Annotated in this window: 24 protein-coding genes and 1 pseudogene; 8 read left to right on the top strand and 17 right to left on the bottom strand. The window is 37.6% G+C overall.

Features of this window, described 5'->3' with window-relative positions:
• Nucleotide 1: 1 nt before the first annotated feature.
• From BW942_RS06340 to BW942_RS06415, 16 genes are all read right to left on the bottom strand, one after another.
• Entirely contained in the window at nt 2-277 is a 276-nt protein-coding gene (locus BW942_RS06340) for an LA_1064 family peroxide-responsive upregulated protein (RefSeq protein WP_000614734.1), read from the bottom strand.
• Nucleotides 274-1,248 (bottom strand): hypothetical protein, encoded by a 975-nt coding sequence (locus BW942_RS06345; RefSeq protein ID WP_000149359.1) that lies wholly within the window; start codon nt 1,246-1,248, stop codon nt 274-276. Before BW942_RS06345 ends, BW942_RS06340 begins: the two co-directional genes overlap by 4 nt.
• A complete protein-coding gene (locus BW942_RS06350) occupies nt 1,245-2,459 on the bottom strand; it encodes a baseplate J/gp47 family protein (RefSeq protein WP_000017270.1) in 1,215 nt (404 codons plus the stop codon). Before BW942_RS06350 ends, BW942_RS06345 begins: the two co-directional genes overlap by 4 nt.
• Nucleotides 2,459-2,803 carry a contractile injection system sheath initiator gene (locus tag BW942_RS06355; RefSeq protein ID WP_000676196.1) on the bottom strand — a complete coding sequence of 115 codons (345 nt, stop codon included), beginning with the start codon at nt 2,801-2,803 and terminating at the stop codon, nt 2,459-2,461. The genes BW942_RS06350 and BW942_RS06355 overlap by 1 nt, the downstream gene beginning before the upstream one ends.
• Nucleotides 2,800-3,483, bottom strand: coding sequence for a Gp138 family membrane-puncturing spike protein (locus BW942_RS06360; protein WP_000171192.1), 684 nt, complete (start codon nt 3,481-3,483; stop codon nt 2,800-2,802). Before BW942_RS06360 ends, BW942_RS06355 begins: the two co-directional genes overlap by 4 nt.
• Nucleotides 3,480-4,298, bottom strand: a complete 819-nt coding sequence (locus BW942_RS06365; RefSeq protein ID WP_000579997.1) for a phage protein — start codon at nt 4,296-4,298, stop codon at nt 3,480-3,482. Before BW942_RS06365 ends, BW942_RS06360 begins: the two co-directional genes overlap by 4 nt.
• Entirely contained in the window at nt 4,295-4,633 is a 339-nt protein-coding gene (locus tag BW942_RS06370; protein ID WP_000657656.1) for a phage baseplate plug family protein, read from the bottom strand. Before BW942_RS06370 ends, BW942_RS06365 begins: the two co-directional genes overlap by 4 nt.
• Nucleotides 4,634-4,650: 17 nt before the next feature.
• On the bottom strand, nt 4,651-5,262 hold the full coding sequence (locus BW942_RS06375) for a phage baseplate protein (protein WP_000698509.1): 612 nt from the start codon (nt 5,260-5,262) through the stop codon (nt 4,651-4,653).
• A complete protein-coding gene (locus BW942_RS06380) occupies nt 5,259-7,064 on the bottom strand; it encodes an LIC12611 family phage tail protein (protein ID WP_000840737.1) in 1,806 nt (601 codons plus the stop codon). Before BW942_RS06380 ends, BW942_RS06375 begins: the two co-directional genes overlap by 4 nt.
• Nucleotides 7,065-7,124: 60 nt before the next feature.
• Nucleotides 7,125-7,343: a hypothetical protein gene (locus tag BW942_RS06385; RefSeq protein ID WP_000871054.1), complete on the bottom strand. Its 219-nt coding sequence runs from the start codon at nt 7,341-7,343 to the stop codon at nt 7,125-7,127.
• A 43-nt stretch (nt 7,344-7,386) separates the two neighbouring features.
• The gene (locus BW942_RS06390; protein WP_000990862.1) at nt 7,387-7,770 is read right to left on the bottom strand and encodes an LIC_12613 family protein; all 384 of its coding nucleotides are present in this window, start codon (nt 7,768-7,770) and stop codon (nt 7,387-7,389) included.
• Nucleotides 7,767-8,177: a phage structural protein gene (locus BW942_RS06395; protein ID WP_001013415.1), complete on the bottom strand. Its 411-nt coding sequence runs from the start codon at nt 8,175-8,177 to the stop codon at nt 7,767-7,769. Before BW942_RS06395 ends, BW942_RS06390 begins: the two co-directional genes overlap by 4 nt.
• A gap of 13 nt (nt 8,178-8,190) precedes the next feature.
• Nucleotides 8,191-9,570 (bottom strand): DUF3383 family protein, encoded by a 1,380-nt coding sequence (locus BW942_RS06400; RefSeq protein ID WP_001276053.1) that lies wholly within the window; start codon nt 9,568-9,570, stop codon nt 8,191-8,193.
• Nucleotides 9,567-10,091 carry a phage neck terminator protein gene (locus BW942_RS06405; RefSeq protein WP_001008704.1) on the bottom strand — a complete coding sequence of 175 codons (525 nt, stop codon included), beginning with the start codon at nt 10,089-10,091 and terminating at the stop codon, nt 9,567-9,569. Before BW942_RS06405 ends, BW942_RS06400 begins: the two co-directional genes overlap by 4 nt.
• Nucleotides 10,092-11,669: 1,578 nt before the next feature.
• Nucleotides 11,670-12,386 (bottom strand): IspD/TarI family cytidylyltransferase, encoded by a 717-nt coding sequence (locus BW942_RS06410; protein ID WP_000838282.1) that lies wholly within the window; start codon nt 12,384-12,386, stop codon nt 11,670-11,672.
• Nucleotides 12,364-13,632, bottom strand: coding sequence for a diaminopimelate decarboxylase (locus BW942_RS06415; protein ID WP_001190627.1), 1,269 nt, complete (start codon nt 13,630-13,632; stop codon nt 12,364-12,366). Before BW942_RS06415 ends, BW942_RS06410 begins: the two co-directional genes overlap by 23 nt.
• A gap of 75 nt (nt 13,633-13,707) precedes the next feature.
• Here BW942_RS06415 and BW942_RS06420 point away from each other — a divergent pair, with 75 nt between their 5' ends.
• The 6 genes from BW942_RS06420 to BW942_RS06455 all read left to right on the top strand — a co-directional run bounded on the left by BW942_RS06420 (nt 13,708) and on the right by BW942_RS06455 (nt 21,724).
• Nucleotides 13,708-14,784, top strand: coding sequence for a zinc dependent phospholipase C family protein (locus tag BW942_RS06420; RefSeq protein ID WP_000907506.1), 1,077 nt, complete (start codon nt 13,708-13,710; stop codon nt 14,782-14,784).
• A gap of 6 nt (nt 14,785-14,790) precedes the next feature.
• Nucleotides 14,791-17,274 (top strand): penicillin-binding protein 1A, encoded by a 2,484-nt coding sequence (locus BW942_RS06425; protein WP_000808190.1) that lies wholly within the window; start codon nt 14,791-14,793, stop codon nt 17,272-17,274.
• A gap of 101 nt (nt 17,275-17,375) precedes the next feature.
• Nucleotides 17,376-17,786, top strand: coding sequence for a bactofilin family protein (locus BW942_RS06430; RefSeq protein WP_000974282.1), 411 nt, complete (start codon nt 17,376-17,378; stop codon nt 17,784-17,786).
• A 55-nt stretch (nt 17,787-17,841) separates the two neighbouring features.
• The gene (locus BW942_RS06435; RefSeq protein WP_000576385.1) at nt 17,842-18,960 is read left to right on the top strand and encodes a peptidoglycan DD-metalloendopeptidase family protein; all 1,119 of its coding nucleotides are present in this window, start codon (nt 17,842-17,844) and stop codon (nt 18,958-18,960) included.
• Between the two features lie 903 nt (nt 18,961-19,863).
• A complete protein-coding gene (locus BW942_RS06450) occupies nt 19,864-20,946 on the top strand; it encodes an alpha/beta hydrolase (RefSeq protein WP_000698726.1) in 1,083 nt (360 codons plus the stop codon).
• Between the two features lie 103 nt (nt 20,947-21,049).
• Nucleotides 21,050-21,724: a hypothetical protein gene (locus tag BW942_RS06455; protein WP_000850048.1), complete on the top strand. Its 675-nt coding sequence runs from the start codon at nt 21,050-21,052 to the stop codon at nt 21,722-21,724.
• Between the two features lie 66 nt (nt 21,725-21,790).
• Here BW942_RS06455 and BW942_RS06460 read toward each other — a convergent pair whose 3' ends face one another.
• Nucleotides 21,791-21,991, bottom strand: a complete 201-nt coding sequence (locus BW942_RS06460) for a hypothetical protein (protein WP_000892863.1) — start codon at nt 21,989-21,991, stop codon at nt 21,791-21,793.
• A 44-nt stretch (nt 21,992-22,035) separates the two neighbouring features.
• Here BW942_RS06460 and BW942_RS06465 point away from each other — a divergent pair.
• Both BW942_RS06465 and BW942_RS06470 read left to right on the top strand, forming a co-directional pair.
• A pseudogene (locus tag BW942_RS06465) lies at nt 22,036-22,287 on the top strand (alpha/beta hydrolase); the annotation flags it as partial.
• Nucleotides 22,288-22,618: 331 nt separating this feature from the next.
• Complete coding sequence (locus BW942_RS06470) at nt 22,619-23,998, top strand: histidine kinase dimerization/phosphoacceptor domain -containing protein (RefSeq protein ID WP_000367388.1); 1,380 nt, start codon at nt 22,619-22,621, stop codon at nt 23,996-23,998.
• The last annotated feature ends 485 nt before the right edge of the window (nt 23,999-24,483 follow it).

Here is a 24,483-nt window from a genome sequence, read left to right on the forward strand (position 1 = left end):
ATCACTCCTTTAACTCTTGTTCTAATATAATAAACTTCTCATATACTTTGAAAGGCTGGTCTACGTATTTTTTTAAACGATCACGAACCGGTTTTAAATCCTCTTCTCTCGTAAACTCGGCATCCAGTCCAGACCCGTTTTTTTTATATCCCTTTCGATGGCAGTATTCTAAAAGACTTTCATGTGTTTTAAACAGTGCAACCGGAAGTAATTCAATTCTAAATTTTCCAGTTCCGGCAAATTCTACGTTAGTTTCTCTTGCAAGTATTTGAATCACTGAAATTCCTCCTTAATTACAAAATCGTAAATTATAATATGATCCTTCTCTTTAGAAGGAAAAGTCCTAAGATATAGTAGTTCCCCATCCTCGTCAAAAAGTCCTATCTCATTAATTCCATAACCCATCATCTCCCCTTGTTTGACAGTCGTTTGAAAATAACGATTGCCATCCAGATCAGATTTAATTTCGACTAACTTACGAAAAACCTCGTTCTGCAAACCAGTATCTCCGATACCGGGAGTTTTCGGAAACCCTTCAGATAATCCTCCAATTCCAAAAGCAATCTCATAAGGTCGAATCTTAACCTTTTCTCCAGACAAAAGAGTGAACCCGTTTAAGGACCAACTCCCATCTAAATATGGGGCACGAATGGACTCTCCATACAATCTTCCACCTAACGTAGATATTTCGAAACGGTATCGAATGATCGCCTTTACACCTCCGGGACAAATTTGTGCAATCGCTTGGTTAAATTCCGGAACTACAGGAAGCTCATCAACCAAACCGGTAAAAATTACTTCAATTGTAGCGGGTCTTTTTGTATTTCCAGAAAGTGGATATTCCCCGTTGAGAGTATATGTAGCATCCAAGAGCATCGGAATACCTCCGTAACAAAGCTCTTTGATTTCGTATAACGTTCCTATTCCAGCAAGTATCTGAGATCCGATTTCGTTCATCGAAAAAATATCACCTTTCGATTTACGTTTTTGACGTGCGATCGAAAGAAAGATCTTATAACGAAAATCGTCCATTCCGTTCCGGGACTGTTTTAAATTCTTACCGATCAAATCTAAAACGGTTCCATTTTGAATCCTATAATCCGTAATTCCGGAAATCGATTCCAATACGGAACGGACTTCGTTTAACAATTCAAGTTCAACTTCCCACTTTTTCGCAATCGTTGAATCTGGATCTCTTGTAAAGATCGAAGAAGGATATTTTTCTAATACTTCGTTTAAGTGGGTCATATAAAATTTACCTGAATATTAGCAGTGATCAACTTAGCACGTTGTCTGCTATTGATCGGCAGTACGTCTTGTATAGCCGGAGAAGTTTGACCTACCTTTACGGTCATGGATTTAATTCCTAATACCTTTACAGAATCGAATTCCTGAAGTGCACTTTGGGCTGCGATCAATTTCCATGCAAACACATCCGCACCAGTTCCTTCTCCTTTATAGTAAGTGGAAGTAGAAGCAATCGTGTCCACTCCTCCTATCACTTTGATACAATTCGTTTTTATAACTGATTCAGAACCCTGCATCCAAAGATTTAAATCTCTTACAACATCAATTTTTACATAAACAAGAACGTCTGTTGGTCTATTGAAATAGTACGTTCTAGGAACACCTTTATTGTCAAAAACCGTAGTAAATTCCAAACCGTAAGATTCGATTCCTCCCGGCCAGTTTCTTAAAAAAACTTCTCCAATTTCTTCAGAAGAACCTCCTTCTATTACAGCTTCCATAGAATGTGGTGGTCTTCCGTCCACATCCGTAAAATCGGTGTTATTCTCATACACGATTGCATTGAGTACAGAGGGAATGTTGTTCAACACACCTTGAACGTTTGCAGCGGAAGAACCTCCGTTTACTCCTTCTTGAATAAAACGATTCAAATACTCAGAATCCGTTTCTATCGCACGCCCACCTCTGGACGGCTCTGGATTAGTAACTGAATCGATTCCGCTAATCGCTGTATTAATCGTAGTGATCGAATTGGCATTTACATTTCCATTTACTCCATAAGAAATTTCTAATGCTTGTGCGTTCACGTCAACGTGTCCGCCAGATAAAACTCCAGATTCGATGGTAATAAAAAGTAACCCGTTGCCAGTTTGACAAATGATTCCGGCCGGAACCACTGCATCGTCCACCCCTGAAAATCTAAGAACGACTATGGAACGTTTAGCCGGTTGACGTTCAGAACCGAGAGGATTCAAAACTCGATCTAAAGAAACACCGGAAGCGGTATGTGCAAAATTAGAATAAAATATTTTTTCCGCAAGCTGATGAATCTTATCTAGTTCATCTGCTAGAATCCTCATACGAATTCCGTCTTCACTGACGATAGAAAGATCTATATCCCCACCCAAGCGAGTTTTATAACCTTCCTCCAATTCTGATAAAATTTCTTCTCTACTTTTTCGGACAAAACCTTGTTCACTGACTCCTGACATCATAATTCTCCCGTAACGATTCCATACTTTGTAATTGCAGAAAATTGAATATATATTCCACGGCTCGAACTTTCTCTCTCTACCAATTCAATTTTTTCGATCGAAACGGTTTCAGGATCTTTTTGAATCGTCTTTTTAATTTCAGTCAAGATACGATCTCTAGAAACTTTTGTGGAAAATATGGCTTCCCAGTCCACTCCGCTTAACGGCTCGTAGACGGACTCTCCCAGAGACAAACGAATCGAATGCCGAATTCTTTGGGAATAATATTCTAAATCTTGAATAATCACGGACCGTCCCCCGACGATTACCGCGTCTTTGTTCTCTATCTTAATTCCCTTCATCCTAATTTCACCTTTCCGGAAAGCAACTGCTCCACTTCTGATTTACGAACGTTAAGCTGAGAAACTACCGAAGCCGCAAGTCCCGCAGGCGAACCAGGAACCGCATTAGTAGTAAACGTAGCCGAGTTGTTCAAAAATACGTCGATCAAAGACTTAATAAACTTCACCAGGGTTTCACCTAACACAGCTGATTCGGTCAAGTCAGCAATACCACCCTGAATTTTAATTCGATCTCCATCTAGTTGGATCAAAGACTTACCTTCTTTATGAGCGATTATAAGTCCGGGCAAATTAGAAGTGGTAGCTGGAATATCGGCTTTCCCTTTATAACCACTGATTACACAAGCGCTTTGAAGATCGAAAAGAGAATCCGAAGCAACAGATTCGATTCCTCTAATTGCGTCCGATATATCGTGTGTAGAAAACGAAATCCAAACCTTGTCTCCTCGTTTATAATCAGGTTTGATATAAAAATCTCCGGCCCAGTATGTGCCGACTCGAATGCCAGACAAAACAGGAAAAGACCTTTCTTGTCCAGAATCGTCTTCCTTTTTTAGAGGAATACGAACGTTAGCCGTCATATCTTGAGGCTGAAAAGATTCTATAATTCCAGGAAGACCAATTTGTATCTTAGATACGTTGTTTTGAATGGCGGCTAAAATCGCTTTATCTAAAGTCATATAGGTTTCACCTCTAATTCCGAAAAACAATCCGTACTCAAAGTAGAGAATTTATGCTTACCGCTAACAATTCTACATTCCGAATCGAGCCCTCCTCCTTTTACGGACACGATCATATTCTTCTTAAACTTGTGACGGAAGAGACTAGTCACCTTCCAAGTATCCTGACCCTTTTCTGGAACTCCGATCAATCCAGAAGAATGATCTAAAAAAATGACGCTGTTTTTTTTAGAAGGATCAAGAGAATCAAAATGAATTTGACCATCTTGAAACCAATATTGAGATTTTGTTAAATTACAAAAACGGCGAATACAATCACCTAACTCCGTATTGGCGCTGAAGTTCACAATTTTATTGACTCCTAATTGAATCCTTCCGGGCTTTAAATTTCCCTGATTTAAAATATCCATGATCACATTTCTTGCAGGAAGATTTGTGTACGTTTTCATAATATACGCTCTCGTCCAAGCGCCAGCGCTTCCGCTGATCTGGAATTCCAACTTTTTATTGGTTCCTTCTTGTTTCCACTTAGGATGAATAATTTCTCCGGAAACAACGAGCCCATTTTCGTCTTTGTAACCTGCATTTAACAACGCAGAAGGATATTGGATTTTTTTTTCTTTTATCTGAGCGCTTACAAGACTCAACGTTTCTTCGTTTACGTTATACATCGTAACCTGAGTTATATTGAGTCCGTCTAACTCGGCTTCAAATTCGAAGTTAAAAGGAGGATAACTAAACTCTTTTGCAGCTCCAGTCGCTGGAAGAATCTCCAAAGAAACTGTACGTCCAAAAAGTTTAGGATTACCGATCATTGTTTTTCTCCTAAATACAATCTTACTCTGGAACCGAAAGTTTCCAAATTCACAGGAATGTTTTCAAATTCATCCTTGTAAAGATCGTCTAAATCAAAAGGAGTTAAAAGAATAGAACTATTAAAACCGTCCACGATCATATGATTTAACGGAACACCGTATAACAATTTAGAGGCGAAAAGATCTTTCCCGTCCTGATCTCTAATCAACACAGTAATAAAATCTCCTTCTATGTTATGCGAGAATTCAAATTCATATTCCGTTTCCTCGATCATAAACGTATAACGAATCGGGAATATATTCTGATCAATTGGTAGATATTTGAATTCTTTCATAATAATATAAATCCTCGCTAATTTATCTTTTTGACCGGGGCTCCAGATTTTGTTTGAATTTGTGTCGTTCTTTTACCCGCGGATTTAACCGTATTCAATTGTCTCGCCTTTGCCTCTGCGATCACCACAGGAAATAAAGATAAACTCAAAGATACGTCGTTACCTGTTTCCTTGGCTTCTTGGATATTCATATCACCGATCAGAAGATTTGGAATTTCATCCGTAGAACGTCCTAAATATCTTTTATCAGGATCATCGGGTTCCACAAAACGGAACAAAGACGGTAACATAGAAAGAATTTTAGAAATAATTCCTCCAGTAGAATATCCAAGCAAAGTGACTAACGTCCCTTGGGACTGCCAACGGACCAAAGTCTCTAGTTTATCATCCACGCTTTTTTCGCTTAAAGCCAACAAATCCGTAGAAGACGAAATCAAAACGTTAAGCGAAATTTCTCTTTGACCGGGAATAACGTGATCTGTAATCGAGGTCATTCCTTTTTCCTTTTCTACAGTATGACGAGTAATCTCAACCGGATAAGAGTGTTGAATACCCAAAGAGACATTCAATTCCACCTCTTCGTCTCCGTCCGTAAGCGCGACCCTATCCCTACCATTTAAAATTTTCATAAAACCGCCTCCGGTGAAATACCCGCTCCGAGCCCGATTTTAGTAGCAATTTTTTCCAATTCCTTTTCCAAATAAGATGCAAACACGTTCGCCTCTTCTTTTGTAGAAGCAGAACCTAACACTACATTAGCGATGTTGATGTTGATCGAATTACCTCCACTTTTTGACTTAGATCCGCCTAACACCCCTAAGTCTTTTACGGCTACCAAATTGTCGTCTGGATGAAATTGTACAATCTGTCCTTGTTTTGTAATAAGAGCATCATCTACTTTCTTTACGTCACTAGACTGACTGGAAGTAATCCCTAGAACTTTCAATAATTGTAATGGAAAAATTCCACCTAATTTTTTCTGAATATTCGATCCAAGTTCACCAAGAGAACTTAAAATTTTTCCCGGAAGGGATTTAAACCAGTCAATTAAATCCCTAAACATTTTCTTAATATTCGCAAAAGGTCCTAAAAATTTACCGATCGCAGATTCACTTCCGGTAAACCATTTATATAAATCCTTAATAACTAAAATGATGATTGCAAACATAGCGCCTAACGCAACTCCAATGGCGATCCATACAATCCAAGGAGCAATCGCTATAAAACCGGCCGCCGCCATACTCAATAAAGAAGGAATCATAGCTCCAAAAGTAATTCCGGACGTAACGATCATCTGAGCCGCAATTGCACCCAGAACACCTACCAAAATACTTCCAAAGATAACCAATACGTCTTCCATATATTCCGAACTTTTCCCGCCAATCGTAAAGTAATCGATCAAGTCTCCGATCACATTCAAAGAAGGAGTTAGGGCTTTTGCGAGTAGAAGTCCAAAACTTTCCTTTAATCTTTCTATAGTTTTATCAAACCTTTCTAAAATTACGGAAGCGTTTTTAACGTGGGATCCATAATTATTTTGTAATATACTATTTTCATTTAAAGCCGCAGAGATTAATTTTTCCCTTGCCAACCGTTTATCAATCGCAGACATACCGGATTCATTTATCTGTTTAAACTCGGCAGAATAACTAGAAAACAAAGCCCCGTTACTTTTTAAAAATTCTTCGGAACCGTCTTCAATTGCTTTATAAGCCCCTTTCATAGAAGATATTAAATCTTGATTCGTAAGTCTGGAGACTTTTTGAAGCCCGGAAAGATTTTTAGAAATAAATTCAACCGAAGCTCCAGTTTTGATCGCTTCGTTTGCGGCTTCGGTAAGTTCTTTTTGTGTGGTTAGGCCTTTAGAAATTTGTATCGTATTATTGATCGCGTCTTGTAATTTTGGATATTCGTTTCCAGAAAGATTTTTCAAAACTCCAATCTGTTTTTCTAATGCAATTCCTACTTTCAAAGAAGGGACAATGATAGAATTAAAAGCGTAAGAACCTATCTGGGCAAAACCTTTGAACACGGAAGAAAGCAAGGTCGTAGTCCTAGCGCTGGCATTGAGTTGAAAATCTAGTTTTGCAATTTGCCTTTCGCTAAAACCCGCAGACCTTGCAAGTCCAAAAAATTCATTTTCTAACTTTACATTTCCTTTTAACTTAGAATACAAACTGGTAAGATTAGATTCAGTCGTTTTTAAACGACTCGCAAAAATGGATAAGCCAGATTCTCCTTTTACAAAATTTCGAACTGAATCTGTCAAATCCTTCCAAGACTTAATCCCTCTTTGAGAAGTAAGACTTGTAGCATCTGAAAAGTCTACGATCTGTGATTTTAGCTTTTTCAGATCCTTTTCAATTTCAGAAAAAGCGTCTTTCGAATCCACATCTATTTTAATAATAATATTTACTTCTCGTTCTGCCATATTTTTATCATCCAATCTTATTTTATTTATATATTAATTATTTAAAATATTAAGAAACTATTAAAAACTAGAACCTTGAATCAACCTGGCCAAAAACTTCAGTTCTTCCGACTTTTCTTCGGCTTCTCTTTTTTTTCTTCTATCTACCACTTCCATCATTTTCATATAAAGAACGGTGGACGCATTTTCGAGTTCTTTAGTTGTAAAATGCGCCGCACCTAAGATAAAAGGTTTCCAAAAAAAAAGTTCTCGATCCACTTCTTCATCAATCCACTTCATCCATTCTTCGGTAGAAGGATTTTCTCCAAAGTCCGAAAACCTTTTATTCCAACTCCCACTTAAGAAATCGGTTGGCTATATACAGCCACACCTCCACGTGATTTGGTTCAACTACGTCTAACGTAGGCTCAAAGGTATGTTCTACAGGTTTTACACAAAACTTAAAAAATTTATCCAGAAGTTTGTCCTGATTCAATCCTTCAGTAAGAGAAATAGATTCTTGTCTCCAACGAAGTGCCTTTCTGTTGCCCGGATGTTGAAGTTTATATCTTTTACCATCCACAAAAAGAATCTGAGCGACTTTGGCGTCATCGTCTACTGTTTCCAAAATGGGTTCGGATGAGGTCTCACCTTCCGGTTTCTTCTTTAACTTAGAATATTCTATTTTCTGAATATTCGAAATATTTCCGATACTTTCTGCATTCATGCCGTCAAAACTCCTTTATAGTCAGGGAGAAGAAACACCCAAGTTTTGTCCTTATATTCCTTGCCTTTTTCTATGTTTGGCCTTTCCCAAACTCTTCCCTGTGCGGAAAAACCGAGCATTCCGCCGTCGCTTTTATCTTTAATCGTAAATACACAAGGAAGACGTTCTTCACCCATTGCGAAAAAAAACTCGTTTTCAGGAGAATCTCCCATGAGAGCAATAGACAATTTTACCCTTCCATCATATATTTCAGAGATGTTCCAATCTCCTTTGATGCCTACTTGAGAAAGTATGTATTCCTTTGTTACTGGTTCGATTTTAAAAAAACCGTCCGATTGACTCATACCCGACACGTCTCTTCCGTTGCAGTTAACGTTTAATTTTTTTGGATCCCAAATACCGTTCATTCCTGATTACTCCTTAGGTTAATTCCCCGTCTATGTCGACTTCGTTGATCGCTCCTCTTAAACGGCACGAAAAAGTGACGTTAGGAAGAACACGGTTGTTCCGATCATTTGTCGGAATTTCGTCTATCGTATCTGGTAAATTGATTTTATATTGATAATCGCCAAGATCAGAACGTGTTTTATCCGTATCCGTTTCCACCGGCGCGATGATACCTTGAATTCCAGCTTGAACAAAAACTTCACGCATCTTCGCTTCAATCATCTGAATTCCTTGAATTGTATAAGGTACAACATCCGAGTTCAGAAAAAGACTTGAGATGTTTTCTTTCAGACGAGCTTTGAGCCAAGAGCGATTTTCGACTACATCGGCGTAGACGTTCCCAGTGGAAATTCCTGGATAAGGAACTTGTTTTCCTCCGAAATCTACGATCAAATTTCCATTTTCCGCAAATACGGAACTTACCTGTGAATTCGCATAACCCGAATTTTCCACTCCATCCAAAGGCAAATAAGCGTAGTTATACGAACCGACTCTGCGAGGAGCAGAATTTCCTACCCAAGCGGCTTCCGGAAAAGAATTTGGAGTTTTATGAAGAGTGATGTACTCCCAGATAGAATTTCTTCCAGTTAAAACGCTTAAATCGTCAGAACACGCAAAAAACATTTTTTCGATAGAAGCGAGATAATCACCTAACGCGTGTATGGTTTCCTTATCGTGAGTAGTTGCTATAGTTTTAAACCAAGAGTCTTTACCAGAATTTCTAAGAGCTGAAATTTCGGTCGAAGCAGCCGACCAGGAAGTAAGCAGAAATACCGCGACCCGTTTTGGTCTAGGGGTTTGTCTGAACATCTGCGCGGCTTGAATGTATTCTTTATCGGAAGAAATAAAACCTAATTCCAAAAGATCATCCGATGAAGAAATTTCCATATATCTTTCGTAGCCCAAAGCGGTTTGTGCAAACGCGGAAACAATTCCGCTGCCAGAATTTGCCACTTCGATTACATCTACAATCTTAGTTGCTCCCGCGATATTTGAAATTGACTCAGCTGCTAATTTGATTTGATGCGCGGTAGACGTAGCCACTCCGTTTGCATCCGTAGAAACATTAACCGAAATTATATAAGGATCGTTTTCTGTACCGGTTCCAGTACGGACGACACTAAGACTAGTGTTGTTTCCTGAAACCACGTATTTAATTTGTATAAATACAATTCCAGTATGTGTAGACTTCCAAATAAGTCCGCCGGAATTTCCGGAAACTTGTAAAGAATAGGTCGGCTCTTTAACTCCTAAAATCAAAGGTAATCCGAATCCCATTTGAGAAACCGGAGTATTCCTAAGAAATAGATTAATACTGATCGGTTCTATTTTAGAGACTGTTTGTGCGCTCATGCTTCCTCCTGATATTCAACCGTTGGTGCGCTAGCGGTCGATTCGCCCGGTTGTTCATTATATTTTCTTAATTTAAGTAGTACATCAAAGCTAACCTTATATATATAGATTCCACTTTCTGTTAAAACAGTTTTGTCCTGAATGTTAGGTGAAATCAAAACCGGCGTGATCCCGAATTTATCACATTCAATTGTTCCTTCTTTTGAATCGAACCAATCCATTGACTTTTCTGAAAGTTCCCAACAAACTGCAATGGAACTATCGTGTAAAAAAGTTATATTGATCAAAACGCTTTGATTGATTCGAATGATCTCTTTAAAATTTGTAGGATCCAACTTCTGGATACTTCTGGAAGCGTTTGAGATGGGATCTTGAACTAATTGGATAACCTTATACGTTCCATAAGGACAAGAAGACGGTAAAACCGCTTGATCCGCAAGAATCAAAGGAATAGACTGTCCCATCCCTACGACTTCAGAAATCATTTTATTCATAATAGATTCAATATATTCAAAATTCATAATTTAACTACTCACTAAATAAAATCAACTTATCACAACCAAATACATTCAAATATAATCATATAAAATTTTAATTCCAGAATTGATTCTTCAAAAATGAATACGCGTCCAAAAATTTGATGTGATGATTTTAAGGTAATCAGACAGATAAGTCTACGTCGGAAAAGAACCGAATATGACGTATTTTCCCTTAGGTCCCATTTTCAAAAAATGGATTTATTGAGTTTATCACTCGGACGCGTTTAAATAATACTACGTTGAATTTGTTTAAGGTGAGTTCGGGATAAGAATCGAATCCGGCTGCCAAGTTAGACTTGGTTTTCAGTTTTAGTCAATAAGTTGTGTGCGGAAAACGTTATACGACATATCGTTTTTAGTTTCAATATAGAACGCGATTCGTAAAGAGCGTTCTGCTGAGTTTCTTGAACTCAATGTTGCTCCTTATTGTTGCAACATAATGTTTCAATTCCTTCGGAATTTTCAAACGCAATGCTACTTATCTACGGACCGTAGCATAATAATTGCTTTCACATTTATTATACTGAATTCACGTTAAACCTTATTTTTTAGAAAAAAAATTAGATTGTAGAAACTATTACAAATTCCAGCCACGTAAAATGAATATTTAAAAATTCATAATGTGACTTAATTTGTGGGAACTCTCACAAATTACAGATTTTACAGTTCAATTCCGAAAATGTGGGAACTACTTCTTTTAAAAAATACCAATTCCTTTTACCAACCATACCATTTCAAGTTTTGGAAACAAATTCTAAGTTCACCGATCCAAAACACATAATTACAGAAATCTGTCCGAAAACCTAAAGATTATAGAGATTTAATGACAAAAGAATTTTCAAAAAGCAGAATGAATGCGACAATCTGTAGGAACTCTCACAAATTTGAAATTTAAAAGTAAAACTTTAGGGTCGTAACTACATCCATACTTGAAATGTGGAAACTACCACTTTTAGAAATTTTTTTTTGAATACTCTTAAACCAAACTAAGCCAATAAGAAATTCCACGTATCTACGTAATCTTAGGCCTTTAAACAGCACTTTATCGCTGAATTCTTGGTGGGAGTTCCCACATTTCAGGGTCATACACTGTTCAATACTCGTATTTATCAAATTAAGTGGCTAAATAACGTGAGTTCGGTGGTTGAAAAAATTTTCTACAAGTATGAGTTCCTACAATTTTAGAATTTGTTCGTAAAATTGTGATTTGAAGTAGTTCCCACATCATTTTACAGACAAACCTAAATTTTGTGTGAGTTCCCACACTCGAATACTACAGATTCAAGTATTATAAACTTCTATTTTATCAATTGTAAGAGTTCCCACATTTTATCTTTTACGTAAAAATTAGGTTTCATAAGGATAAAGTAAAAGTTCTAGCGATTACTCAAATCTCTATTAAATCGAATACCTAAATATCTATCATAAAGTGTTGTTTCAAATAAGTTCGATAGAATCCGATGCGAAACGACTGAAGAACTCAGCAAAACGCTTTCTATGAATTCATAGGATTAAAGCATAAACTATTAAATAAGTATTTTATTATATGATTCTGAGCAGTTATATGTCCGATGAAATCTTTTGAAATAAAGAAGAAAAAACTTCCGCAAGATCCAAATCTTCCTTACGAGTAATTTTAAGATTTAAAGGATTAGATTCCACAATGGAAGAAGTTTTTCCAAAAGTTAAAGCCCAAGAACAAAGATCAGTGGGAATCGAATCCACAGAAAACGTGAGTAATTCTTTCAAAACATCACCACGAATTCCCTGAGGAGTTTTCATAAACCAGACGTGCTCGCGGTCTAAAAAGGATACGGTTTTCCCATTCAATTCTTCTAATACAGTTTCAGAAGTACGAGAAGCCAAGGTAGCAATCCCGTCGGAACGCACTTTTTCACAAAGAGAATCCAACTCATCCGCAAGAACAAAAGGCCTGGCGGCGTCGTGAACCAAAATAATATCTTCGTCTTTAAAATCCAAAACGGACAAACCACATAACATGGAAGAATGTCTATTCTCCCCACCTTGAACGATCCTGTCTTCATTTTCTAAATAAGAAGCACAAATCGATTCAATTTTTGGGATCGATTCGAAATGGGAAACCAGCACGATTCGTTTTTGTTTTCCCCAATTTTGAAATCTTTTTAAAGAATGAATAAGAATAGGCTCACCATTTAATTCCAAAAACTGTTTTGGAATTTTAGAACCCATTCTAGAACCGGTTCCACCAGCTAAAATTAAAACGTAAATTTTTTCAGAGAGAAACAGTGACTTCATTCTGAAAGATCTGTTCCCAATTCTGACGTCTTCGAATTAGTTGAAAACTTCCATCCGAATCAACCAAAACCTCTGCCGTTTCAGGAAAAGAGTTGTAATTTTTCGTGGACATAGAAGAACAATATGCACCAGCTCCTTCCATAACAACATAATCTCCTAATTTAGCTTCTCCTGTTATTCTTGTAATTGGACCGCCACCTTCTGCTTGAGTAAATAAATCCCCGCTTTCGCAACAATGACCAACATAAACATAGTCCGCCGTTTTACCGGAATGAACTCCTTCTTTGGAAACAACAACTAACGGATGTTTGGCGGCATACAAAGAAGGCCTAGTGTTTACGTCCATACCCGCGTCCAATTTAACAAAAGTATAACCGCCCGGACCGGTAGAAACCACGTCGTCCACGGTAGTAAGTATAGAACCGTTATTTACCATTAAAAACGAGCCAGGTTCTATCTCTAAACGAAGTTCAGTCCCGTGTTTTTTTGCAAACTCCTGAAAGAGTTCAACCACTGGCGGACCAATCTTTTGAAAATCAGTAGTTTTTTCATCTTCCATTCTACCTACCTTAAAACCACCGCCTAAATTTAAGATCTTACACTCAGAAAACTGAGCGGCAATATCGAGCGAAACTTGAGCGACCACTTTCCAAACTTCCGGATCACTCCCGGATCCGATATGGGTATGAACCTTAAAAATTTTCAGATCAAACTTAGACGCAATCTCTTTAACCTGATTTATATCCTCGTACCAAATTCCAAAGGAAGAAGTTTTTCCGCCCACGTCCGTCTTTTTAGTCTGACCGGAACCAAGCCCCGGATTAAACCGAACACTAACTTCTTTCCCTGGAAATAAATTTCCAAAGGTTTCTAACTGACGAAGGGAACAAGCGTTAAAAACCACACCCTTTTCTACCAATTCTTTAAGACCCTTGGCGAGTTCTTGAGAAGTCAACATGATCTGTTCCGGTTTAAATCCGTAATGGATCGCTCTCAAAACTTCGTATTCTGAACTTGCGTCAATTTGGATTCCCTTTCGTTTCATAATTTCTAAAACGGTACGATTGGGATTGGCTTTCATAGCGTATCGAACGGTCAAACCATAAGCGTTCGGAAACGCAAGAGCGACCTCACAACTTTTTTCGATTCGTTCTCTGGAATAAACGAAAACTGGAGTTCCAAATTGTCCAGCAATGGATCTCACCTGTGATTCTGTTAAAAATTTTAATTTTTCTATTGATTGCATAGTGAAACGTACAATTCTAAATGGTTTTAGAACACGCTCCTAAAGAGTTCCGTTTTTTAAAAGGCATTTTCAGTCATGGCTGGTAAAATCACTCATCTAGAAGTACTTTCTCAGATTTGTAAACATCTGGATCACGGAACTGCGGACCAAAGAAAAATCGCAGTTCTGATGCGAGCAGAATCCAATCGAAAGTTTGCAAACATAGGAGCCATCGCCCCAGATATATTTTATTTTTATCATATATTTTCTCCTCACAAAACCAAAAAGGCTACCAGATGGGGAGACATGAGTCATCACAATTCAGTCGCAGAACTTGTACTGAGTTTTTTGGATCTCATTCTACAGACAGAAGAAGGAATTCATAGAGATCGTTATATCGCGTTTACATTGGGTTATATTTGTCATTGTGTCGTGGACATAGTCACTCATCCGTATATCTTTTATATCTCCGGAGACTTTTACAATAAGGACAAAAAAATCAGCAGCCTCGCACAATACAATCATATGAGAGTGGAAAATGCACTGGATTCTTGGTTGTTAGACTATAGATGGGGAATGACTCCAAAAGAATACGACTTTGTACATCACGTAGACGCCATCTTTAAATCCGAAAAAAAAATCTGGAAGATGGACCCTATGCTCTGGCATTTCTGGCTCCGCGGACTTAAATCCACTTTTTCCGAAGAATTCAAAAAATATTATATAGGTTCGGAAGATAAAATTATTCCGGGAGATTTGTTAAACGAATCCTTTTTAGGTTATTTAGAATTCCATAAGCTTATGGATTCTAGAAGTAGATGGGTGCGAGGAACTCTAAAATTTCTAGATCAAATAACGTTTCATAAAGTTAGGTCTTCGGTACTAATGCTTCCTCTCAAAGAACATATAGACAAACGGATCATGAACGAAGAAAAAAAGAAATGGAACTATCCGGCAGATCCATCGATCGTAAGAGAAGATTCCTTTGTAGAACTAATCAACAGTTCCGCACAAAACGGCAAAGAAGCTCTGACCCACGCCTGGAATTATTTAGAAAACAAAATGAGCCGATCCGCATTTTTAAAAGAATACCAAGGATATAACTTGGACACGGGACTCCGATTTCAAGGAGTAGACAGTATGAAAGAATTTTCACCGTTGGAAGAAGTTTAATCAAACATGAAACAAGAACCAGTCAGCTATCTTTTCCGTTTTTTCGTCATTCATTTCCGGGATAAAATTCTATCTAGAGTTTTCAATTCAGAAAACCCACTAAAACAGCTAGTCAAACTTTGTTCCGTCCTATTATTTTTAAACGGATTTCTATTCGTATTTTCCATCAAGGATTTATGGAGAGTTCCAGAATCCAATCAATATGAAAAACCGTCCGTATTATACGGATTAGGCGAAAAAAACGAATACGAACCAATCGCAGAATTTTATCGTTTTTCAAGGGTCGTTTTGAACATCAAAGAACTACCGCCAGAAGCGGACGGTAAACCGAACAAACTCATCCGAAGTTTTGTTTCTACCGAAGACAATAATTTTTATTCTCATTGGGGATTGGATCTACGCGGAATCTTTAGGGCGTTTATGGTAAATATACTCGCGGGAAGGATCAAAGAAGGAGCCTCGACGATCACCCAACAAGTAGCAAGACTTAGATTCTTAAATACGGAACGTTCTTTTCTTCGAAAAGCAAGAGAAGCCTGGCTCGCTCTACTTTTAGAAGTAGTTTTTGATAAAGACACTCTGATGGAAATTTATCTCAATGAAATTCCACTCGGACACGGAACGATCGGAGTAGGAGCCGCCGCTAGATTTTATTTTAGAAAAGACGTAAAAGATTTAACCTGGGGAGAATCCGCGCTGTTAGCGAGCCTTACCACAAGGCCCACCGAATTTTCTCCCTTGGTCAATCCAAATTCATCCAGTGCCAAAGTCAGAGTTGTATTTAAGAAATTTGTAGAGAATGGAATTTTAGACGTCAAAACCGCGGAAAAAGAATACGAAAGCTTTTCAGAATATTATATTACTCTAAATCGTTCCCCAAACGATTCCGCGTTTGGAGATAGACTCAATCGTTTTCCATACTTTACAGAATACGTTCGTAAAAACCTAACACGTTATATTCCAAAATCCACACTTTATAGTGGCGGTCTCAAGATCTATTCCACCTTGAACATACAACACCAAACACAGGCAGAAAAAGCATTGTATGCAGGACTCAAAGCGCAAACTGCATTGTCCAATCAAAGAACATTCACAAAAATAGATGCATTTGATGACGCCTACGGAGAAATCTACGATCTGTTATCGATGTTAAACGACATCCCGGATTTTAAATTTAAAATTTCCAGATCAGCGAGAACCTTCAACCGCGCCTGGCAAGAAGACTTAAGAGACGAACTCAGCGCTCTCAATTTATTGAGTGGAACCGAAAGTTTAGGAGAGACAATCGATTGGAATTACAAAAGCCAACAAACGGAAGACTTTCTTTTACCAGTCGAAGGGGCTTTGATTTCTATGAGACCAGATACCGGATATATAACCGCAGTGGTAGGAGGTTCCGGATTTCGTTCGGACAATCAGCAGATCCGAGCCTTTCAAGCTTATCGTCAACCAGGCTCCGCGTTCAAACCTATCATATACGCTGCAGCAATGGAATACTTCAATGAACATCCAGATCCTAAAAAAAATGTAACCGCTGCATCCCTTTTTTCGGATTCCCCTTTGCAATACGTATTAGAAGACGGTGATGAATGGAATCCATCTAATTATACGGGAGAATATTCAGGATTTATAAAATTGCGAGAAGCCTTAGAACTTTCCAGAAACAGCGTCGCCGTCCGAGTGTTAGAGCATACAGGGATCAGCAACTTGATGCCCTACTTAGAAAAAATTCTTCAGATAGAAAACAGACCCATCCCAAAAAATTACTCTATATCTTTGGGAACTTTTGAAGTATCACCTTACGAATTAGCGCGTGCCTATGCGGTGATCGCATCCGGAGGCAAACAAGTATTTCCGCTCAGCGTTCTTTATGTAGAAGACGGGTCCGGCAAAGTGATCAAGGATTTTAGAGAGGAAGCAAACAAACAAGAAAAGAAACAAATTCTTTCTCCGGCGGTTTGTTTTATTCTTACTTCCATGATGGAAGACGTAATCAAAAAAGGAACCGGAACTGGTGCGGCCTCGTATGGGCTCAGTCGTCCTGCAGCGGGTAAAACTGGAACCACGAATAACTTTAGAGACGCATGGTTTGCCGGTTATTCTTCCGAGTTAGTCAGCGTGGTTTGGTTAGGTTACGACACTGGAACCTTATCGATGGGAAAAGGGATGTCGGGCGGAGTAGTAGCGGCTCCCATTTGGGGAAGGTTTATGTCCAACGCACTTTCCAGAGAAAAATCAAAGCCGTTTCACTTTGGAGAAACGGGTGTAGTTCGCAAACAAATCTGCTCCATTTCTGGAAAACTTCCGGGCTCTCATTGTCATCAAACCGAAGAAGAATATTTTACTAAAGAAACTGTACCAAAAGAAGTTTGTGACGATCATCGTGGAGCCGGTTTTATTCCGGAGCCAGAACCGACTACTCATCCTACACAGCCAAAAAAGAAGCAGAAAACGAATATTTTCCAGGGAGACGATGATTTGATCCGGTAATTGAGAACAAAAATACTTGTCGTTTTGGGATTGAGTACACAAATAGATTTACGGCATGTCCCAAACCAAGGGACAGTTTCGATTGTTAGCAGGAGTTTTAGATGGCCATCGGCAGGGAAAATAATAACAGCGTAATCGGTCCAGGGTCCATATTCGAAGGGAAATTTTATATCGCGGGTTCTCTTCGTATCGACGGTAAATTCGAAGGAGAGATCAAAACGGACGATACTCTTTATATCGGAGAAACTGGTAAAGTAAGAACCAATATCTCGGCCAGAGAAGTGACCGTTTCCGGAACCATGATCGGAAACATCAAAGCCGAAAACGAAGTTCGTCTGGAAGAAACCGGAAGACTTTTAGGAGACATCATCGCACCTGCCCTTCATCTTGCTAAAGGAGTGGTTGCCAAAGGAAACATAACGATCACTGGCGGACAAAAGAAAGACGTAAAAAAAATCGTAGAAGAATCTTTTGGCGGAACCAGAACCTTAGACAACGGAAAGGACGAATAAAGCTCTCTCTCTCCTCCATTAGGAAAGGGCAAAAAGCGGCCGATATTCTTTCTATATGATCTTCAAAAAGCCCAGACAACTGACCGCAGGAAAAGAAATCCTTCGGACGGAAAGTTTCACCCTGATTTATCTGGGCGCGTTTCATTTTCATTATTCTTTTTATTTTAGAGGAAATCTCTATCACGGAAACTTAGATTTTCGTAGAAGAAAATTCAGACTCATTCCTATCTTTGCATCCGTAGTTATTTTTCTTGCGATCTTGGGATTTGGAATGAATCCGAGTAACGCAATGATAGATTCTTCTGGGCACGAAGTGACAGAAAACGATTCCGAAGACTTAAAAGCAAAATCAGGGGATGAAAAATTTTTGGAAGAATCCGAAAAAGCAAAACTTACGATTTTGATGGCGAAAGAATTAAAAAACCCTTCCGAAAAGAAGAAACAATTCAAAGTTACTTCGTATCGCGTAAAACGAAATGAAACGTTAGCCGAAATAGCAACTCGTTTTAAAGTTTCAATGGAATCCATCGCCGGTTCTTCCAATATCAAAATCGAAGATACTCTTTATCCCGGACAAGTATTAAGTATTCCGAACAAACAAGGTCTTCTTTACAAGATGAAAACCGGTGATACTGTCGCCAAAGTTGCGAGTCTTTACAAGGTCAATCTAGACGAAATTATGTTGGAAAACAAATTAGATGATCTAGATATTCTTAGACCAGGTCAGAAAGTGTTTTTACCGGGTGCAGTGATCCCCGATCCTACTCCTAAATGGGTGATCCCAGTTGCTTCTAGAGTTGTAACTTCTAATTTCGGTTTTAGAACCTTTCCTAGAAAAAAGTTTCATGAAGGTCTCGACTTAAAAGCATTTTACGAACCGATCGCCGCGGCTCGTAACGGTAAAGTGATTTACGCCGGTTGGATGGGTGGCTATGGCAACGTAGTAGTAATTGAACATACGGATGATTTCAAAACCCTCTACGCACATAACTCTAAACTGTTTGTTCAAAGAGGGGACTATGTTTTAGCAGGAAAAAAAATCGCAAGATCAGGTTCTACTGGTTATTCTTTTGGACCCCATTTACATTTCGAAGTCATCAAAAACGGACGACCCGTTAATCCTTCCAAATACTTAAAAGGGCTTACGTTTAGAAAGGGCGGCCCTACTCACTGATCCTCCATAGAATTTTTTAAATTAAGATTCACCCCAAAGCTAAGAGCTTGTATCTAAACCTCAAAGAATTTTATACGATAATTTTTTAGAAATTTTTAATAAATGCAGTAGTTCCTACAAATGAACGTGAGTTCAAGCATAAGAAAACGAGAAAGAACTTTCGAAAAGTATTGAGTTCCTACAATTTTAGAATTTGTTCGTAAAATCGTGATTTGCGGGAGTTCCCACAGAAACCGTTTATCATTTTGTAATTATCTTTTTTAGAATCTGATTTTCATAGTAGTTCCCACATCATTTTACAGAGGCTTTGTGGTAGTTCCCACACTTGAATACGACAGATTCAATTATTAGAATTGTTGAAAAATTAATTCTCTATGTGTTTTCGTTGTATGGAAACGGTCGATTGAAGCGTTTTGTTAATTGTTGCTATGGAATTTTTCAACAACTCTATTATAAAACTTCTATTTTATCAATTGTGGTAGTTCCTACATTTGAAGAATCAATCTATGAAGTTCAGGTTCCAACTTTTTTCAGAATCACGGATGATTTTTTACACCTAATATACGTTGTTTACCATTGTTAGAACAAACGCAGCAACGTTCATTTTCTCTGAAATGTGGGAACTCATACAAAATTCAGTATTACCAAAAAATCTTTAAATTCCTCAAGAGACTTATTTGTGGGACCTCACACAAAAAAGACAACGATTTAAAGTTAGAAATAATTTTTTGAGAATTTCCAAGTCTTTGTAAAATCGTCCATTCATTTTCTGGTATTATTTTCATACATTCGAGTGGTAAATTTAGAAATGTTACAATCAGACTTTGAAAATGTAGTAACATCATCTATTTCCAAAAAAGAAATTGATTTCAATATAGTAATGATTTTGAAAAATCTTCTAGAATGAAAATTTTACGCCTATTACTCTCATTTTTAATTTTCACATCTCATTGTAAAACGCCAACAATTGAAGAACTACTAGAGAAACGACTGATCAAAACTTACGATCAAGCCGAAACTCTAAATTTATATTATGCGACTCTTAGATCTCAAGATCCAAACGCGGAAAATGGATGTAACGATTCCCGTTTTTTGACAACAGCGGATAAAGAAATCAAAACCGGATATTGTATCGTCAACGTTCCCGCAAACCGAGACATAGGAGCACTTCCATTAGGATTTGGGAATAGAGAAAATTTCTTTCAATTTTTAGGACACAAACCGTTCGCAAATCAAGAAAATCTAATCGAAGATCTTAAAAAAGATCCACACGACGAAATACTTGTATTTGTTCATGGGTTTAACGTAAAATTCGAAGAAGCAATTTTGAGAGGAGGACAAATCCGATTTGATCTTAAGTTTCCGGGTAAAATGATCATATTTACTTGGCCGGCCGGAAACGAAGAAGTCGGACTAGTCAGTCAAGTTTTATTAAATCAAATATTACTTAAAAAAACTTATGAAAAAAATCTATCCTCTGCTAAGGCTTCCAAAAAAGAATTTAAGAGTTTTATAAACTATCTACAGAACGCCGGAAAAAAAATCCACCTAATTGTTCATTCAATGGGACATCAAGTTGTACTTCCTGCGTTATCCGAAATTGGAAAAGAAACAGATAAACCCTTAATCCAAGAACTGATTCTAAACGCGCCTGACTTTGATTCTGCGGAATTCAGACTCATTTCAGATTCTCTAATAAAATCCTCCAAAAGAATCACTCTCTATTGTTCTCCCGGAGATAACGCACTTCAAATTTCTGCATCCTTAAATCAAGGAAGTAGACTCGGTTCTTGTGCTCCCATCGAGGGTTTCGATGTGGTGAATGTCAATCCTGTAGATTCTTCCTTAATTTCTATTGGACACGGATATTATTCTTCCAGACCTTTGTTAACGGACATTTATCAGATTCTTTTAGGAGTCAGGGCGGAAAAACGTCTTTTTATTCGGAAGTCGTCCGGAAACGAAAACTACGTTCTTAGAAATTAAAAACCGTCTCAATTATTCGGTTTATATAAAATCAATCAACTAATTCGAACTTTTGAATCTATCATTGAAATGATATCTTTTCATTTGTTCCGGGAGAAATGACTTGAAAACAAAATTTAGAATCAAAGAAATCATGTTAGCAATTCTGATTTTCTGTAATATGAATTGCAATACGTCTGATGGACTCGCTTACGATAAATCTATATTTCCTCAACATAAAAAGTATCTTAATATAGAAGATTATTTTTACCTACTTCCCTATAAGATTCTTGAAGAAAATAAGATTGAGAAAACTGATCTAAAACAGATTTTTAATCGTGAATTTGTAAAGATATGTAAACCGGGTGAATGGAGAAGAAGTAAAATCAGCATCTATTTAGGTTATCTTTCTCTTGCCGGATGCCCAGATGATTACGAATTTTCTATAGGAATCTGGCGTAATAACCAGGCATCGGATATAATCGGTATCACGATTGTCCAAAAGGATTCAAGCAAATGGAAAATGAATTACTCTCGTTTTCTTCAATTTAAGGAAAGAAAATGGAAAGACATTACAACTAAAGTTTTTCCAAGTAAAGTAGCGATTAGCTTCGCTAACAGAAAAGTGGGTGAGGATGCTCGTAATTATACCTGCCAACTGCCGCAGTTAACTTTTCGTATCGAGTGCTCTTGGATTACCCATGGAGCGCAAGTCCTAGACGAAAGGGGAATGGGTACGATATTAGATTGGGTTTATGAAGACGATATATTCTCAAAGTACCATCTAAACTTGAATTAAAACAAGTCTGAGAAATCGGTTCATATTTTTTCTCAGACGTTGGCAATGTCGTATTAACGATTGGTCTTATTTTCCCGATTGTATTTTAATAACCTCACGATTGCGTAAACGCCCGGAATCATCGGGAAGCACCGCAGTATAAAGACCGGAAAAGTAATACATCCTCGTCGTTTTGAAATAATAATTCGGCATTTCTTTTATGAGAACTCCATTGATCACCTGAATCAACAATGCAGGATCGTTAGGTTGCTGTTTCGGTTCGAGCAAGGGAAAAATAAAATGAGTGAACTCAGTAAATCCGGGACCGATAAAAAAGAATCACACTTTATTGTTCTCCCGGAAATAACGCACTTCAAATTTCTGCTTCCTTAAATCAAGGAAGTAGACTCGGTTCTTGTGCTCCCATCGAGGGTTTCGATGTGGTGAATGTCAATCCTGTAGATTCTTCCTTAATTTCTATCGGACACGGATATTATTCTTCCAAACCTTTGTTAACGGACATTTATCAGATTCTTTTAGGAGTCAAAGTCGAAAAAAGACTTTTTATACGAAAATCTTTCTGAAACGAAGACTTTATTTTAAGAAATTAGAAAAAGGATTCTAAACTTAATTCTATGAAAAGTAGTTTTCAAAACGACAAAAAAAGATCTATCGAGACAAAATGAAAAGATTCAATACGATACGACTTTCAGTTTTTAAAATACTTTATTGTTATCTAAAATACCTATTTAAGTTTTTTGAAAATATTTTAGAGATCAACTATTTATAAAAATCGTTTTTTGATTTTCATTTTTTACTAAAAAGGTGAAAAAAATCCGAAATGAAAATTATACCATGACTTTTTGTACATTCCGACAAATAACTTGTTGAATTCGGGAATATTTTTAGTAACTAATGGATATGCTTCAAAAACCCAAAATATTGGTGGTCGAAGACGAGATCATCGTTGCCGTAAACCTAGGACAAAAACTAAAAAAGCTAGGTTATGAGCTTGTAGGAATCACATCATCTGGGGAAGAAGCAATCCAGAAAGCGGAAGAAAATCATCCGGATTTAGTTCTCATGGATATAAACATAGAAGGAAATTTGGACGGAATTGAAACCGCCGAAGTACTTCGAAATCGGTTTCATACACCCGTTATTTATTTAACCGCATACGCAGATGAAAGCACTTTAGATAGGGCCAAAAAAACGGAACCTTTAGGGTATATCGTAAAACCTTTTGAATCGGATCAACTCCGCTCATCCATCGAAGTCGCCCTTTATAAAAATGAAATTGAACAAAGATCAAAACAAACGGAAGAAAAATTAAAAGGTGCTCTCGACCAACTTGGAGCAGGAATCGTAACTACCGACGAAAACGGGCTTCTTCTTTTTATGAATCCGGCGGCTGAAAAATTGATCGGTTGTAAATATGAAGATTATTTAGGAAAACCGATTCGACAAATTTTGTTTTTCAGAAATGGGTCTGGCAATACGGTCGAAAACTTAGTAGAAGAAGTACTCAAATCTGGACTTCCCAAAGATAATGGAAATCTATTTTTAATTTCCAAAAACGGAAGTAGCCATGAAATTCAATTTCAAAGTTCTCCTATCTTTGGAGGAGAAGAAAAACTAACCGGAACTTTTAACATTCTTAGAACCAAAGAACAACATACAAATAACGCCGAAAAAGATACTTATCTCAAAGAAATTCATCATAGAATCAAAAACAATCTTACGATCATCTCCTCTATCTTTAGTCTTAGATCGGGTCAAACAACTGGAGAATCTAACGACGTTCTTCGAGAAAGTCAAAATCGTCTAAGAGCGGTGGCTCTTCTTCACGAAATTCTCTATGAAAGTAAAGATCTTTCTTTGATCAGTTTTGAACTCTACGTAAAAAAACTTACAGATGCACTTTTTCAAATCTATCAAGTAAATAGAGAAAAAGTTCGTCTGGAACTCAATATCCAAGAAGGCAAGGTAAAAGCCGAGATTGGTATGAACCTCGCTTTGATTATCAACGAACTTATTACAAATTCGTTAAAACACGGACTGGCGAATTCTGAATCTGGTTCGATTCGAGTTCATTTTACAAAGGAGAACGACATTTTAGTCCTTGAAGTTTCTGACAGCGGAAACGGTCTTCCCGAAGAATCAATTCGAAAAAGAAACCCAAGTTCTCTTGGACTATCTCTTGTGGAATCTCTTGCAAAACAAATCGGCGGTAAAATCGATTTTATCAATCAAGAAGGCGCTTGCGTTCAGCTTCGTTTTCCAGTTTCAGCTTAAAATAAGAATTTTCCCGTTTCAAATTTGTCCTAGTCCAAAAAGGAATATCTGTAGGTGATATATACACTTATTCCTACAAATGTCGTGATGATGTGTCGGTTAACGCGTTTTCGGTATAATTCGATGCAAAAGCGATTGAAGCGTAGAAAAACTCAGCGTTCCGCTTCTTGAACTCAATAAAACACTTCCTGAATGTCGATTCTTAGAAAGATATTGGCTAGGTTTCCGGTTCGCGTTCAAACTCAGCAAAACGTTTCCTAAATTCAAATCTCGCTCTCAACGGGTCGCGTTTTAGGCGCTCGAAGCAACTCAGCGTCTCGCTTCTATGGGCGCTCGACAGATCTTGGTTTGAAACTAAAAACGAAATATTATATTAAGTTTCTTTCATACAGTTTATTGACTGGAATTGAAAGTACAGTCCGAGAACGCTGGATTCGCCCAATCTTTCTTACGTTGAATTCATAGGATTAGAGTTGTTGAAAAAT

The sequence above is a fragment of the Leptospira interrogans genome (genome assembly GCF_900156205.1).
In the GTDB taxonomy this organism is placed as follows: Bacteria; Spirochaetota; Leptospiria; order Leptospirales; family Leptospiraceae; genus Leptospira; species Leptospira interrogans.